A 16,189-nucleotide genomic window follows, 5' to 3' on the forward strand; every position below is an offset into this window, starting at 1 on the left:
TGACAAGGCTCTATTTGCCGAAAGCGCTGTAAATATAAAAGCCCATCTCTATCTTGAATTCTATTTTCTGAATTCAACGATTCCCTCCCTTCTTTAGATTGTATAGATTAGGCATAGCTTAAAGCTTGTTTTTTCAATTTAGATATAAAAAGCCCAGCTCTCAAAAGGAGCGTGGGCTAGAAAATTAGTTTTATTTCTCTTCTTTTTTGGCCGTTAATACATGTGAAATGGCACCGTCTGTAGCAATATCTACTTTAAAGGAACCGTTTGAATGGCGATCTGCTCGAGTTAATGCTTGTACATCAATAATCTCTTGTACGCCTTTTTCTGTTTCGATGATCAGCTGTTCGTCATTAGTAGCCTTGACTACAGCCACGATACGATGTGGGTTCGCTTTTAATTCTGTTAACACTTTTAAACCGCGTTTCGCACGACTAGTCATTTCTACCTCGGCTACATTCATTTTCTTCACTGCACCACGCTGCGTCACAATCGCAACATATGCCGTGTCATTTGGCGGTAAAACATTAACGCCGACTAATGCCTCTCCCTCTTTCAGCGTAATTCCTTTGACGCCGCCTGTTTTTACACCTGTTACTGGTAATTCCTCCATTGGGAAACGAATAGCATAAGCCGTATCTGTCGTTAACATTAGTTCTGCCTCGTCCGTCACGATATCTACAAAAATCATTTCATCGCCTGACTTGACATTCATCGTTTTGATTGGCTTCGAATAGCGTGTAACGGCATAATCTGCTAAAAGTGAGCGTTTAATTTGTCCATCTTTCGTAGCCGTTAAAATATACGTATTGGCCTGTTCGAATGTTTCAAAACCGTATACAGCAATAATAGATTCATCTTCCCCGGTTGGCACAATACTTGAAATATGCTGACCAAGATCCTTCCAACGAATATCAGGTAGTTCATGGACAGGCTGATAGATATAATTGCCTCGATTTGTGAACAGTAATAGATGATGCTGCGTATTTAAATTCGCTTCATATAACAAATAATCGGAATCCTTCATCGCAAAATCTTGACCATTCGAAGCTGCATGTGAACGTGTAGATGTACGCTTAATATAGCCATCCTTTGTGACAGTCACTACGACCTCTTCACTTGGGACAAGAACATCTAACGTAATTTTAATTTCTTCAATTTCTTGTTCGATTTTTGAACGACGTGGCTCTGCAAAGCGCTTTTTAATGTCAAGTAGTTCCTGTTTAATAACACGTACAAGTTTTGCTTCACTATTAAGAATACCTTCAAGCTTGGCGATAAGTTTATTTAATTCATCTTGTTCATTGCGAAGTTCTGTGATATCTGTATTTGTTAAACGATATAATTGCAAGCTAACGATTGCCTCTGATTGCACTTCTGTAAAATCAAACTTCACCTGTAAATTCGTTTTCGCATCTCGTTTATCATTAGAAGAACGAATCGTTGCAATGACTTCATCTAAAATGGACAGCGCCTTGATCAAGCCTTCAACAATATGCGAACGATCTTTAGCCTTTTGCAAATCATAAATGGAGCGGTTCGTCACGACTTCCTTTTGATGGGCAATATAAGAATCCAGTAACAATGGCAATGTCATCATTGTCGGACGACGATTATGGATCGCAATCATATTAAAATTATAAGCTACTTGTAAATCAGTTGTTTTGAACAAGTAATTTAAAATTCCTGGTCCCGGAACATCCTTTTTCAGTTCTATGACAACGCGTAGGCCTGTACGATCCGATTCATCACGAATTTCCGCAATCCCTTCAAGTCGTTTATCAACACGTTGCTCATCAATTTTCTTCACAAGATTTGCTTTATTGACATCATACGGTAATTCCGTAATAACGATTTGCTCTTTGCCGCCTTTAATTGGCTCAACGACTGCTTGAGCACGCACAATGATTTTACCGCGTCCTGTTTCGTACGCCTTTTTAATGCCATCGACACCTTGAATAATACCACCTGTTGGGAAATCAGGGCCTTTAATAACGGTCATTAATTCATCAACAGTGGAGTTCGGCTTATCTAAGCGCATTAGAACACCGTCTAGCACCTCATCAAGTGCGTGAGGAGGGATGTCCGTGGCATAACCGGCCGAAATACCCGTTGAGCCGTTGACTAGTAAGTTCGGGAAACGAGCTGGTAAAACAGTCGGCTCCATATCCTGATCATCAAAGTTTGGTACAAATTCAACGGTTTTCTTGCCAATATCGCGGAGCATCTCCTCTGCAATAGCAGAAAGTCTTGCCTCTGTATAACGCATCGCTGCCGGTGGGTCACCATCAACAGAGCCGTTATTCCCATGCATTTCAATAAGCATATGGCGCGCCTTCCAATCCTGACTCATACGCACCATTGCTTCATATACTGAACTGTCACCGTGTGGGTGATAATTACCGATAACATTACCGACAGTTTTGGCTGATTTACGGAATGGTTTTTCGTTTGTATTGCCCTCTGTAAACATCGCATATAAAATACGTCGTTGCACAGGCTTAAGACCGTCACGTGCATCAGGCAACGCGCGGTCTTGAATAATATATTTACTATAGCGACCAAAGCGGTCACCCATTACTTCTTCTAAAGGTAAATCTTGAAACTTTTCCGTACTACTCATGCTTGGTCCTCCTCTTGTTGGATGAATTCATTTTCTAAAATATTTGAATCATCCTCCATGCCGAAGTCTACATTAGCTTCGATCCATTTACGGCGCGGCTCTACCTTATCGCCCATTAATGTTGTCACACGTCTTTCAGCACGTGCACCATCCTCAATCGTTACACGAATTAATGTACGCGTTTCAGGGTTCATTGTCGTATCCCACAGCTGGTCGGCATTCATCTCACCAAGACCTTTATAGCGCTGTAATATGTAACCCTTGCCAACTTTTTTAATGGCCATTTGTAAATCTTTTTCGGTCCAAGCATATTCAATCACTTCTTTTTTACCAGTACCCCGTGATACTTTATAAAGTGGTGGTAATGCGATAAATACCTTTCCAGCTTCAATCAATGGTCGCATATAGCGATAGAAGAACGTTAATAGCAGCACTTGAATATGCGCTCCGTCAGTATCAGCATCGGTCATAATAACGACTTTGTCATACGATGAATCCTCGACAGAGAAATCTGTTCCGACGCCAGCACCAATGGCATGGATAATCGTTGAAATTTCCTCGTTTTTCATAATATCCTGAAGCTTTGCTTTTTCCGTATTTATGACTTTACCACGCAATGGTAAAATGGCTTGGAACGTACGATCACGTCCTTGTTTTGCAGAGCCTCCTGCAGAGTCACCTTCGACTAAATACAGCTCGTTTTTCGCCGCATTTCGAGATTGTGCAGGTGTTAATTTCCCAGAAAGGATCGTACTGCCTTTTTTGCTCTTCTTGCCGTTTCGTGCATCTTCACGTGCCTTACGAGCCGCTTCACGTACTTGCTGCGCACGAATAGCTTTACGCACAAGAGATGCAGACAATTCAGCGTTTTCCTCAAGTACATAAAAAATTTGCTCCGAGACAACACTATCCACTGCCGAGCGTGCCTCACTCGTCCCGAGCTTACCCTTCGTTTGACCCTCAAATTGTAGTAAATGCTCTGGTATACGAACAGAAACAATCGCCGCTAAGCCCTCTCGAATGTCTGTCCCTTCGAGATTTTTATCTTTATCTTTTAACAAACCAATTTTTCGTGCATATTCATTGAACACACGTGTTAACGCTGCCTTGGCACCAGTTTCATGTGTCCCACCATCTCGTGTACGTACATTGTTAACAAATGAAAGGATTGTTTCTGAGTAACCATCGTTGTATTGGAAGGAGAATTCTACTTCAATTTCGTCTTGAATTCCTTCTACATACTTAACGGGATGAAGTACATCTTTCTCCTCATTCAAATACGCAACGAAAGCTTCAATGCCGTTCTCATAAAAGAAAACATCACTTTTGCCTTCCTCGCGTTCATCGATTAACTCAATTTTTAAGCCTTTTAATAAAAATGCTGACTCACGTAAACGTTCTGCAAGCGTATCATAATTGTATTTTGTTACAGAGAAAATCGTGTCATCTGGTAGAAAATGAACAAGTGTTCCTGTCTGTTTTGTTTGTCCAATTTCTTCTAATGTCGTCACAGGATGGCCACCGTTTTCAAAACGTTGACGATACTTTTTACCGTCGCGGTGAATCGTTACTTCTAAAAAAGTAGATAAGGCATTAACAACAGAAGAACCTACACCGTGTAAGCCACCGCTTGTTTTATAACCGCCCTGTCCGAATTTACCACCAGCATGTAAAACCGTAAAGATAATCTCGGGAGTTGGTTTCCCCATTTTATGCATACCTGTTGGCATCCCACGGCCGAAGTCTCGAACGCTGATACTTTGATCTTTATGAATCTTGACAATGATATGAGAACCAAAGCCAGCCAGTGCTTCATCCACCGAATTATCTACGATTTCATATACAAGGTGATGAAGTCCACGGCCATCTGTAGAACCGATATACATGCCGGGTCGTTTTCGTACCGCTTCCAATCCTTCTAATACTTGAATGGCGTCATCATTATAGACGCTTGGTGACTGTTTATTCGCCAAAAAAATTCCCCTCCAAAAAACAAACGCATGTTCTATTTATATTCTCTTCCTAATCATAATAGCATTTCCTAACAATATCTAGTGGCTGGCCCAATAAATTTTTAAAATTTCCTCACAGCTTCAGCGTTTTGATCTATTTTACTGGAAGAAAAGTTTGCAATAGTTGCTTTAATATGTATTAAGAACTCTTCCATTCCCTTGACGCAGGGCAGTAAACTTTAGTTGCATAAATAAAACAACAAATGGCTAACTTCTGGTCATACTCTTTTTCAAAACGATACCAAATCGCTGAAGGCTTTGACCTTTCATTCAAAAGCATTTGAATATTCTCTGAAAAATATACAGGTACAGTAATAAATGGGTTTCTTCTGTCTAAAGAAGATTCATACTAGCTTACTCTAGAAATTAAAGATAGACTTCTATTCTACCAAAGGAATGTGTGATTGACAAAATTGCCATACTACCTATATTTTTAGAAAGGGCTTTCAAGCTGACTACATGAATCATGTCAAAAAGCCTAACCTCCATTCAAATACATATAAAAATCCTTGAAAAATAGTTATCTTTTGTAATGAATTCAAGATGCACTAAGAAATCTCCTTCATGACATTGTAGATTATAGAGAAAAAGTGTAGAATTATTGATACATATTATTAGTACCAAGTAATAATCAATGAATGAAAGGAGTCCAAATATGCTAAATGGACTTATTATTTTATGTGCTTATCTAATCGGCTCGATCCCTTCAGGCTTATGGATAGGCAAAATTTTTTATAAAACTGATATTCGTCAACATGGAAGTGGTAATCTAGGTGCGACAAATACTTTTCGTATTTTAGGAAAAAAAGCAGGAATAGTAGTAACAATTATGGATGTCTTAAAAGGTACAGCTGCAGTATTACTCGTAGCTCTTCCTATATTTTCTGAGGTGTCTATCCACTCTCTAATACTTGGACTAGTAGCCGTTATTGGTCATATGTTCCCGATTTTCGCAGGTTTCCGCGGAGGGAAAGCGGTGGCAACATCAGCAGGGGTTCTCTTAGGATATTCATGGCCTCTATTTGTCTTACTATTTATTGCTTTTATTGTAACATTAAAAATAACGAAGATTGTAAGTTTAACTTCCATGATTGCCGCTTTAGTAGCACTTATTTATTCAATCGTTTATTATTTTGTTACAGGTGATTTTGCGTTAGGTATTTTAGTAGCTTGTTTATTTACCTTTATCATGTATCGTCACCGAGCAAATATTGCCCGCATTAAAAATGGTACCGAGCCAAAGGTGAAATGGCTGTAACGAGGAGAGGAACATTCTAATGAATATCGTACTAACAGATGAAGCACTACAATGGTTCAAACAAGAGATGGAAGTAGAATCCGGAGATACTATTCGTTTTTATGCTAGATATGGTGGTTCCAGTCCTTTTCACGAAGGCTTTTCTCTTGGTATGACACGTGAAGAACCAATCAACATTGGTGTAAAGACAGTTATTGACGATGTTACCTATTATATTGATGAAAAAGATTTATGGTTTTTCAATGATCACAATTTACATGTAGATGTGGATGCTACAAATGACGAATTAAAATATGAGTATAAAAAATAAAGCAGTGTTTCCTTTCGTTTATGCGAAGGGAACACTGCTTTTTTTAATGAATACAATTCCAACCTTGGTTTATCTTCTCTCAAAGTTGTACATTCTATATTTACGTAAAAACTTGAGGAGGAAAGAACATGTCTATTTCTAAAATTGCTGATACCTCCCAAAACAATGACCAACTGTATACTTCTCTTTCTCAAAATTTGAAGATGATTAAAAATACACTCGGGAATAGTAATGACCTTGTCATACGAGAAATTACCATTGGAAAAGTTGAAAAATATACGTTGGCGATTATCTATGTAGATGGCTTATCCGATAAAATAAGCATTTCTAATTCTGTGATTTCTAAACTAATGCTTGATATTGAGGATAATCAGGATGAAGAAATAGAAAAGATTATTCGATATTTAAGAGATTCTTGTTTAACAGTCGGCGATGTGAATGATATTTTCAATTTTTCAGCACTGTACAATTCTATTTTGAATGGTGATACGGTCATCTTATTAGATGAATCTTCAACTGGTATCGTGACAAGTACAAAAGGTGCAAAAGATAGAGCGGTAATGGAGCCATCAACAGAGTCGGTCATTAGAGGACCAAGGGAATCCTTTACGGAAACGTTACGTACTAACACGGCCCTTGTCCGTCGAAAAATTAAAAGTCCGAATCTTTGGATCAAGTCCCGTATTATCGGTGAGGTAACGAAAACGGAAGTTGCCGTTATGTATGTAAACGGCATTGCGAATGACAAAATAGTATCGGAGGTTCTTGCCCGATTAGATCGTATTAACATTGATGGCATTTTGGAAGGCGGCTATATCGAGGATTTTATTCAAGACTCTAAATCCACTATATTCCCTACAGTTTATAATTCTGAACGACCTGACGTTATTGCTGGTGAACTATTAGACGGTAAAATTGCTATTTTAGTGGACGGTTCACCGTTTGTCCTAATTGTACCGGCCCTATTTACATCTTTTTTACAGTCTGCTGAAGATTATTATCAGCATTGGATGATTAGTTCTCTTGTACGTTTATTGAGATTTTTTGGAATTGGCTTAGCCTTGATAGCGCCATCGCTTTACGTAGCGATCACCACCTTCCATCAAGAAATGCTACCAACTCCTATGCTAATAAGTATTGCATCTCAACGAGAAGGAGTCCCCTTCCCTGCCGTTGTAGAGGCGCTCATTATGGAGATTGCCTTTGAGGTGTTAAGGGAAGCAGGTCTTCGAATGCCAAGAACCATTGGACCAGCCGTATCCATTGTTGGAACATTAGTGATCGGTCAAGCTGCTGTAGAAGCAGGAGTTGTATCAGCCGTAATGGTCATTATTGTGGCACTAACAGCCATTTGTAGCTTCTTGTTCCCTGCTTATGGCTTATCCAATACCGTTCGTGCTCTTCGTTTCCCATTAATGATTGTAGCAGCAATCGTCGGATTGTTTGGTGTGATGTTTGGCCTGATGATCATCCTCCTACACTTATGTGGCATACGAACTTTCGGTGTTCCATATTTAAGTCCATTCGGTCCATTAATTTTAAAGGATCAAAAAGATGCACTAGTGTTGTTCCCGCGTAGAGCTTTATTGACTCGACCACGCTTAATTAGTCAAAAAAACTCTGTCAGAGGTCATAAATATTTTAATACGAAAAAAAGGAATCAAACGAATGTGTAAACGAGGAATGAACCATGGCAAAATTTAAGGCAATATGTTTACTAATGATTCTTACTTTATTTTTAAGTGGTTGCTGGAGTAAGCGTGAACTCAATGAATTAGCGATTGTCGCAGCATTAGGAATAGATAAAGTAGATAATGAATTTGAAATAACTGTTCAAGTTGTAGATCCTGGTGAAATCTCCTCAAAACAGCCTACTTCAGGACGATCACCTGTTATTACCTACCATTCAAAAGGTACAACGGTTTTTGAGGCTATTAGAAAAATGACAACAGTAACTGCTAGAAAACTTTATTTTTCTCATCTACAAATAGTTGTGCTCGGTGATGAATTAGCAAAAGAGGGAATTAGCGAACCGTTAGATTTAATTTCAAGAGATCATGAATTCAGAAATGATTTCGATGTCATCGTTGCTCATGACGCGACTGCCGATGAAGTTTTAAATGTATTAACACCTATCGAAAAAGTACCCGCTAATAAAATGCTAAAATCTCTTAAAACATCAGAGAAAACTTGGGGTACAACTCAATCCATTAAAATTGATGAATTGATCAATACTTTAAATAACAAAGAAAAAAGTGTAGTCATGTCTGCCATTGAAATCCATGGGGATAAAAATGTTGGAATGGAACAGACGAATGTTAAAAGATCGAAATCTCCTGTGCTATTGAGGTATACGGGCTTAGCTGTATTTAAAGAAGATAAACTCATTGGGAATTTAACGGAAGATGAGAGTAGAAGCCTAGGTTATTTAAGGGACAAAATAGAAAGTACAATTGAAATTCTTGCTTGCCCTAAGGGAGGTACGTTATCAACTGAAATTACACACTCAAAGACGAAAATAAAAGGTGAATTTGAAAAAGGAGCTCCCAAAATCAATGTTTCTATAGATGCTAGCCAAAATGTCGGAGAAGTTGAATGTAATATAGATCTTACTAAAGAAAAATCGATTCTAAACGTCAATAAAAAAACGGAAGAACTTATTAAAAAACGAATCGAAGAAACAATCCGAACAGTTCAGCAAAATTATCGGGTCGATATTTTTGGATTTGGTGAAGCACTTCATCGCACAAATCCTAAAGAGTGGAAAAAAATAAAAAAAGACTGGCTAACTATATTTCAAGAGCTACCAGTTAAAGTTGAAGTACATGTGAACACACAAGGATTAGGGACGTTGGAAAACTCATTAGTGAATAAGACGAAGGGAGAATAAGCTATGATTATGACGATATTCATACTAATCATTTCTGCTGGTATTGCCTTTGCCTTCATTCCAACATTAAAAAAAAATAAAGAAACGAAAACGATTGTTATTTTTTCGATTTTTTTATTGCTCGGTGCTGCATTAAATATTGCGGTCTCATTAAGGCTCAAAATTCCGAGCCCACTCGACTTAATTACCTTTATTTTTTCACCAATTAAAGATTTAATCGTCTCCCTGACAAAATAATAGGCAACTTTATATTAAGAAAAGGGGTATCGTTCATGATGGAAAAAGAAATAATTAGTTCAAGACAATTTATGATCATTACCCTTCTCTTTTCAGTTGGCACAGCCATTTTAATTATCCCTGCAAGTGTAACGAGCGAAGCAAAGCAAGATGCATGGATTGCAGCGATCATTGGTGTCGTTATAAGTTTGCCCATAGTAAAGCTTTTCGTTGCTTTAGGAAATAGAACACCTACCCTTACATTTGTAGAGGCTAATGAAAAGATACTAGGTCGTTTTTTCGGAAAAATCACTGCAATTGGCTTTATTATTATATCCTTACTTTCTGCTGGTGAATTATTATATTTCATTGGAATTTTCATGAAAACGGAAATAATGCCAGAAACACCTACGATGGCCTTTGCATTAATGTTCAGTATTATCATTATTTATGCTGCATTTCTAGGAATTGAAGTTTTTGCCCGTTCTGCAGAAATACTATGTCCAATTTTTATTTTAATTTTTATTTTCTTTGTAATTTTTATTTCACCATCCATCCATATTGAAAATATACAGCCAATAATGGAAACACCAAAAAAATCATTATTCTTTAGTATGATTCGATTTATAAGTCTTTTTTCATTCCCGCTTGTTGTATTATTAACGATTTTCCCTTCCGCAGTTAACGTCCAAAAATCTGCACAAAAAGGTTTTTACATTGGCACAATTATTGGAGGGATTGTCTTAATTACGATCATCGCAATGTCTATCCTTGTCCTAGGTCCGGCAAATACTGCTGCTCGGACATTTCCTAGCTATTCATTAGCTCAAAGAATTTCAATCGGGAATTTTCTGCAGCGTATTGAAGTGATTATGGCAGCCATGTGGATCATATCAATTTATATTAGAACTTTTATGTATTTTTATGCTGCGGTTATCGGTATCAGCCAACTATTTAAAATTAAAAATCATCGACCGCTCATTTTTCCACTCGGCATGATTATCCTTGGGATTTCACAAATTGTTCATCCTAATATCATTCATTCAGATATTTACAATAGAGATACATGGCCAATATTTTCCTTCGTTTTCATGATTTTATTACCATTAGTTTTATTACTTGTCGCGATGATTCGTAAAATTAATGGTAATCAAGGAAATGCTACACAATGTAGTAGTAATACACAAAATGAAAATGGTAGTAATAACGGAAATGCTACACAAGGTGCAGGTAGCAATAATAACGATAATTCTTCACAGAATGATAGTAGTAGCAATGCCGGAAATGCTACACAAGGTGAAAGTAGCTGTAATAACGATAATTCTACTCAAAATGAGAGTAGCAGCAATGCCGGAAATGCTACTCAAAATGCAAGTAATATTAATAACGATAATTCTACTCAAAATGAAAGTAGCAGCAATGCCGGAAATGCTACTCAAAATGCAAGTATTAATAATAACGATAATTCTACTCAAAATGCAAGTAGCAACAATGCCGGAAATGCTACTCAAAGTAATAGTAACAGCAATGGCGGTAATACTACACAAAACGAAAGTAATTGTAATAACGATAATTCTACTCAAAATGAAAGTAGCAGTAATAACGTTATTCCTACTCAAAGTGATAGTAGCAGCAATAGCGAAAATCCTTCACCGAGCAAAAGTGATAACGCTTCAAGCAATATTACACAGAATGACAGCGATACCGGCAATACCCCAAACAGTGATAAAAATAAAAATTCTCCAGAAAGTTAATAACATAGTGGCATAAAAAAATGATGACCCTGATCATTTCATGGTCATCATTTTTTCTTTACATTTGCTATTGAAAATTAATCAATTATGTCTCGGCATAATTGCGTCCGGGGTCGGCTTTGTGCTTAGGCCTGCAGATGTTTTTTGTGCGAAAGCGCAGTGCTAACGCAGCAGCGTCAGCAACAGGATGCAGTTCAGTTAGCCGTTATCGCATGGATGCGATGATTTTAGGCTAACATCCTTTAAGAACTCCTTTCCGATTCCGTGACATCCGCCGGAGGCTTTAACTTCTTTCAGCGGATGTCTTTTGTACCGAAAGCCTAGCGACAGGTACAGATGTTTGGACACCGCTGAAAGATGTTATATGAATTCAATCCCAACCTTGGTTTATCTTCTCTCAATGTTGTACATTCTATAGTTATGTAAATCTTGAGGAGGAATGAAAATGTCTATTTCTAAAATTACTGATACCTCCCAAAACAGCGATCAACTGTATAGTTCTCTTTCTCAAAATTTGAAGATAATTAAAAACACACTCGGGAATAGCAATGACCTTATCCTACGAGAAATTACCGTTGGAAAAGCTGAAAAATATGCTTTCGCGATTATTTATGTAGATGGCTTAACCGATAAGATAAGCATTTCTGAATCTGTAATTGACAAACTAATGCTTGATATTGAGGCAACTCATGAGACAGAAACAGACAAGATTATTCGCTGTTTAAGAGATTCTAGTTTAACAGTCGGCGATGTTAATGATATTTTCCAACACTGTACAATTCAATTTTGAATGGTGATACGGTCATTTTATTAGATGTTACCAACTCCTATGCTAATAAGTGTTGCATCTCAACGAGAAGGAGTCCCCTCCCTGCCATAGTCGAGGCACTCATTATGGAGATAGCCTTTGAGGTGTTAAGAGAAGCAGGTCTTCGAATGGCCAAGAACCATTGGACCAGCCGTATCCATTGTTGGAACATTAGTAATCGGTCAAGCTGCCGTAGAGGCTGGAATTGTATCAGCCGTAATGGTTATTATTGTGGCATTAACAGCCATTTGTAGCTCCCTGTTCCCTGCTTACGGCTTATCTAATACAGTTCGTGCACTTCGTTTCCCATTAATGATTTTAGCAGCCATAGTTGGATTGTTTGGTTTAATGTTTTGCCTTATGATCATCGTTCTACACTTATGCAGCTTACGAACTTTTGGTGTTCCATATTTAAGTCCATTCGGCCCATTAATTCTAAAGGATCTAAAAGACGCACTAGTGTTGTTCCCTCGTTGAGCTTTATTGACTCGACCACGCTTAATTAGTCAAAAAAATAATGTCAGGTGTCATAAATATTTTAATACAAAAAAAGGAATCAAACGAATGATTCCAAAATTTAATTTAAATAAAGAAACGAAAACGATTGTTATTTTTTCGATTTTTTTATTGATCGGCGTTGCATTAAATATTGGGGTCTCGTTAAGAATCAAAATTCCGAGCCCACTAGACTTGCTTACTTTTATTTTTTCACCAATTAAAGATTTAATTGTCTCCCTGACAAAATAATAAGGAACTTTTAAGAAAAAAGGTAGTGTTCATATGGAAAAAGAAATAATTAGCTCAAGACAATTTATGATCATTACCTTTCTCTCTTCAATTGGGACAGCCATATTAATTAGCCCCGCTAGTGTAACAAGTGAAGCAAAACAAGATGCCTGGATTGCAGCGATCATTAGTGTCGTTTTAAGTTTACTCTTAATAAAGCTTTTCGTTACTCTAGGAAAACGGACACCTACCCTTACATTTGTAGAGGCTAATGAAAAGATATTAGGTCGCTTTTTCGGAAAAATAACTTCGATTGGCTTTATTATTCTATCCTTTCTTTCTGCCGGTGAATTATTATATTTCATTGGCATTTTCATGAAAACAGAAGTTATGCCAGAAACACCTACGATGGCCTTTGCTTTTCTGTTCAGTATTATCATTATTTATGCAGCATTTCTAGGAATTGAAGTTTTTGCCCGTTCTGCAGAAATACTATTCCCAATGTTTATTTTAATTTTTATTTTTTTTGTAGTTTGTATTTCACCATCCGTCCATATGGAAAATCTACAGCCAATAATGGAAGTACCAACAAAATCATTATTCTTTAGTATTATTCGATTAATGAGTATTTTTTCATTCCCACTTGTCATATTATTAATGATTTTTCCTTCTATTGTTAACGTCCATAAATCAGCACAAAAAGGTTTTTACATTGGCACAATTCTTGGAGGTATTGTCTTAATTGCTATCATCACACTGGCTATCCTTGTCCTAGGTCCAGCAAATACTGCTGCTCGGACATTTCCTAGCTATTCATTAGCCCAAAGAATTTCAATCGGGAATTTTTTGCAGCGTATTGAAGTGATTATGGCAGCCATGTGGATAATATCAATTTATATTAAAACTTTTATGTTTTTTTACGCTGGGGTCATCGGCATCGCACAAATATGTAAAATTAACAATCATCGACCGCTCATTTTTCCATTCGGAATGATTATCCTTGGACTTTCACTAATTGTTCATCCTAGTATCATTCATTCAGATATTTACAATAGAGAAACCTGGCCTATTTTTTCCTTTATTTTCGCAATCTTATTACCATTAGTTTTACTACTTGTCGCAAAAATTCGCAAAATTAACGGTAATCAAGGAAATAATACAAAAAGTAATTGTAGTACACAGAATGAAAGTGGTAGTAAAAACGGAAATGCTACACAAGGTGCAGGTAGCAATAATAACGATAATTCTTCACAGAGTGATAGCAATTGCAATGCTGGAAATGCTACTCAAAATGAAAGTAGCAGTAATGGCGGAAATGCTTCTCAAAATGTAAGTACTAGTAATAACGATAATTCTACTCAAAGTGATAGTAGTAGCAATGCCGGAAATACTACTCAAAGTGCCAGTAATAGTAATAACAATAATTCTACTCAAAATGCAAGTAGTAACAATGCCGGAAATGCTACTCAAAGTGCAAGTAGTAGTAATAACGATAATTTTACTCAAAGAGATAGTAATAGCAATGCCGGAAATACTACTCAAAATGAAAGTAGTAGCAACACCGGTAATGCTACTCAAAATGTAAGTAGTAATAATAACGAAGATTCTACTCAAAGTGCAAGTAGTAGTAATAACGAAAATCCATCGCAGAGTGATAGTAGCAGCAATACTACACAAAATGATAGCGATACCGGCAATACTCCAAAAAGTGATAAAAATAAAAATTCATTAGAAAATTAACAACATAAAGGCGTAAAAAAATGATGACCCTGTAATAAAAAGGTCATCATTTTTAATAGCTATTAAATAGCATTATATATGATATTCAATTTCATCAACGAAATCCCACTCGTAAGGTGTTTCTTGGTATACATAGTAGTTCAACCAATTCGAGAATAATAAATGTGTATGGGCACGCCACGAATTAATCGGTTCATTTGCTGGATTATCATGTGGGAAGTAATTCACAGGTACATCAATATCTAATCCTTTCGCAACATCACGACTATATTCATCAGCTAACGTTGTCGCATCATATTCAAGATGGCCAGTAATCATAATGTTTTTATTATCCTTAGATTGCACAATGAAAACACCAGCATCTTCTGAATAAGATAGTAAACGTAAATCAGGATGATTGAGTACTTCATCAATTGATACAGATGTATAACGTGAATGTGGTGCCGTAAATGAATCGCTAAAGCCACGTACTAAATCCACTGTTAAATCCGTAATGACATGAGAATATACACCTGAGCATTTAGCAGGAAGCTCAATTTTACCGATACCGTAATGATGGTATAACGCCGCCTGAGCACCCCAACATATATGTAAGACTGATGTTACGTTTGTTTTGGACCAATCCATAATTTCTGAAATTTCCTGCCAGTAGTTCACTTCTTCAAATGCCATTTTTTCTACTGGTGCACCCGTAATAATCATGCCATCATAACGGCGATGACGAATTTGATTGAAGGTCGTGTAAAATAACTGTAAATGTGATTTACTGACATTTTTCGATTCATGCGTAGCTGTATTTAAAAATGTAATATTCACTTGTAACGGTGTATTACCTAATAAACGTAGTAATTGCAGCTCTGTTTTTTCTTTTTCCGGCATTAAATTAAAAATTAATATATTTAACGGACGGATTTGTTGAGTTTTTGCTCTATCCTCTTCCATTACAAAGATTTTTTCCTCCCGTAAATGTTCTCCAGCTGGTAAGTTTTTCGGAATATTAATTGGCATCTTGCATTCCCCTCTCTTTAATTTCTCTCTGTTAAAATCATTTAGTGCTTTAATATCAATGCACGGGCCCTGCGCAAAGTTGATTATGTCAAACGATGAAATTAAAAAATCCCCCTCATTCCAGTTGAGATAGAATGAGAAGGATTTTTCCACGTTCACTCTTATCTCTCAAAGGACAAATCCTTTGCTGGAATTAGCACCTTTCTAACTTTTGTTAGAGGTTGCTGAAGCGTCATCGGGCCAAATCCCTCAACTTCTCATGATAAGATTATTTAATTAAAAAGAATTGTAACATGAACAATTAAGAATATCAATAATACATAGAATATTTTGTTATTAATTATGCATGTCATTGGGTAATTTGTTTAACACTAATCTTGAATGTTTACATCATGAATTGATGGTAAACATGCTGTATTTATGTTAACATATACCTTTAGTAACAGAGAGGAACGTGAATAGTTTGATTAAAATTGAATTTCCAAAACCAGATTTAGTGATTCGCCAACGCGAACAAGATTTAAAGCCAGGTGATGTACCAATCACACCGTACCATGGTTTTATTGATTTCCATAAAATCACACGTGAAAACGGTGGTATTTTCTTATTCTACAATGAAGAGAACGAACTATTATTTGTCGGTAAAGCACGTAAAATCCGTCAACGTATTAAAAAGCATTTCGAGGACAATGTGTCACCGATGAAAAATCACCGTAATGAAATTTTCAAAATTGAAGTGTATGAAGTGGAAGATCCAATGGAACGTGAAATTTACGAAACATACGCGATCAATTCATTCCGCGCTAAATACAATGTTGATAAAGTTTTTTATTAATATTTAACG

At 36.8% G+C, this 16,189-nt stretch carries 13 protein-coding genes, 1 pseudogene and 1 riboswitch; of the genes and pseudogenes, 11 read left to right on the plus strand and 3 right to left on the minus strand.

The window, feature by feature from the left end; genetic code table 11:
- Nucleotides 1-190: 190 nt before the first annotated feature.
- Together parC and parE are read right to left on the minus strand one after the other, a co-directional pair.
- Complete coding sequence (gene parC / locus ABH968_RS11420) at nucleotides 191-2,623, minus strand: DNA topoisomerase IV subunit A (protein WP_370044144.1); 2,433 nt, start codon at nucleotides 2,621-2,623, stop codon at nucleotides 191-193.
- A complete protein-coding gene (parE, locus tag ABH968_RS11425) occupies nucleotides 2,620-4,596 on the minus strand; it encodes a DNA topoisomerase IV subunit B (RefSeq protein WP_370044145.1) in 1,977 nt (658 codons plus the stop codon). The genes parC and parE overlap by 4 nt, the downstream gene beginning before the upstream one ends.
- A gap of 694 nt (nucleotides 4,597-5,290) precedes the next feature.
- On the opposite strand from parE, the gene plsY reads away from it, so the two are divergent.
- The 10 genes and pseudogenes from plsY to ABH968_RS11475 all read left to right on the plus strand — a co-directional run bounded on the left by plsY (nucleotide 5,291) and on the right by ABH968_RS11475 (nucleotide 14,337).
- On the plus strand, nucleotides 5,291-5,893 hold the full coding sequence (gene plsY / locus ABH968_RS11430; protein WP_370044146.1) for a glycerol-3-phosphate 1-O-acyltransferase PlsY: 603 nt from the start codon (nucleotides 5,291-5,293) through the stop codon (nucleotides 5,891-5,893).
- A gap of 19 nt (nucleotides 5,894-5,912) precedes the next feature.
- On the plus strand, nucleotides 5,913-6,203 hold the full coding sequence (locus ABH968_RS11435) for a HesB/YadR/YfhF family protein (protein ID WP_370044147.1): 291 nt from the start codon (nucleotides 5,913-5,915) through the stop codon (nucleotides 6,201-6,203).
- A gap of 128 nt (nucleotides 6,204-6,331) precedes the next feature.
- Complete coding sequence (locus ABH968_RS11440; RefSeq protein WP_370044148.1) at nucleotides 6,332-7,879, plus strand: spore germination protein; 1,548 nt, start codon at nucleotides 6,332-6,334, stop codon at nucleotides 7,877-7,879.
- Nucleotides 7,880-7,893: 14 nt separating this feature from the next.
- Entirely contained in the window at nucleotides 7,894-9,093 is a 1,200-nt protein-coding gene (locus ABH968_RS11445) for a Ger(x)C family spore germination protein (protein WP_370044149.1), read from the plus strand.
- A 3-nt stretch (nucleotides 9,094-9,096) separates the two neighbouring features.
- On the plus strand, nucleotides 9,097-9,330 hold the full coding sequence (locus ABH968_RS11450; RefSeq protein WP_370044150.1) for a hypothetical protein: 234 nt from the start codon (nucleotides 9,097-9,099) through the stop codon (nucleotides 9,328-9,330).
- A 35-nt stretch (nucleotides 9,331-9,365) separates the two neighbouring features.
- Entirely contained in the window at nucleotides 9,366-11,063 is a 1,698-nt protein-coding gene (locus ABH968_RS11455; protein ID WP_370044151.1) for a GerAB/ArcD/ProY family transporter, read from the plus strand.
- Between the two features lie 445 nt (nucleotides 11,064-11,508).
- Entirely contained in the window at nucleotides 11,509-11,853 is a 345-nt protein-coding gene (locus ABH968_RS11460; protein WP_370044152.1) for a spore germination protein, read from the plus strand.
- A gap of 24 nt (nucleotides 11,854-11,877) precedes the next feature.
- Nucleotides 11,878-12,345, plus strand: a pseudogene (locus ABH968_RS11465) (spore germination protein); the annotation flags it as partial.
- Between the two features lie 90 nt (nucleotides 12,346-12,435).
- Nucleotides 12,436-12,618 (plus strand): hypothetical protein, encoded by a 183-nt coding sequence (locus ABH968_RS11470; protein ID WP_370044153.1) that lies wholly within the window; start codon nucleotides 12,436-12,438, stop codon nucleotides 12,616-12,618.
- Nucleotides 12,619-12,651: 33 nt separating this feature from the next.
- On the plus strand, nucleotides 12,652-14,337 hold the full coding sequence (locus tag ABH968_RS11475) for an endospore germination permease (RefSeq protein ID WP_370044154.1): 1,686 nt from the start codon (nucleotides 12,652-12,654) through the stop codon (nucleotides 14,335-14,337).
- Between the two features lie 72 nt (nucleotides 14,338-14,409).
- Here the strand turns inward: ABH968_RS11475 and metA are convergent, their stop codons facing one another.
- A complete protein-coding gene (metA, locus tag ABH968_RS11480; RefSeq protein ID WP_370044155.1) occupies nucleotides 14,410-15,345 on the minus strand; it encodes a homoserine O-acetyltransferase MetA in 936 nt (311 codons plus the stop codon).
- 158 nt (nucleotides 15,346-15,503) lie between these two features.
- A riboswitch (SAM riboswitch) is annotated at nucleotides 15,504-15,614 on the minus strand.
- Nucleotides 15,615-15,808: 194 nt separating this feature from the next.
- On the opposite strand from metA, the gene ABH968_RS11485 reads away from it, so the two are divergent.
- Nucleotides 15,809-16,180 carry a nucleotide excision repair endonuclease gene (locus ABH968_RS11485; protein WP_370044156.1) on the plus strand — a complete coding sequence of 124 codons (372 nt, stop codon included), beginning with the start codon at nucleotides 15,809-15,811 and terminating at the stop codon, nucleotides 16,178-16,180.
- Nucleotides 16,181-16,189 lie beyond the last annotated feature (9 nt).

This window comes from Lysinibacillus sp. RC79 (assembly GCF_041262405.1).
In the GTDB taxonomy this organism is placed as follows: domain Bacteria; phylum Bacillota; class Bacilli; order Bacillales_A; family Planococcaceae; genus Lysinibacillus.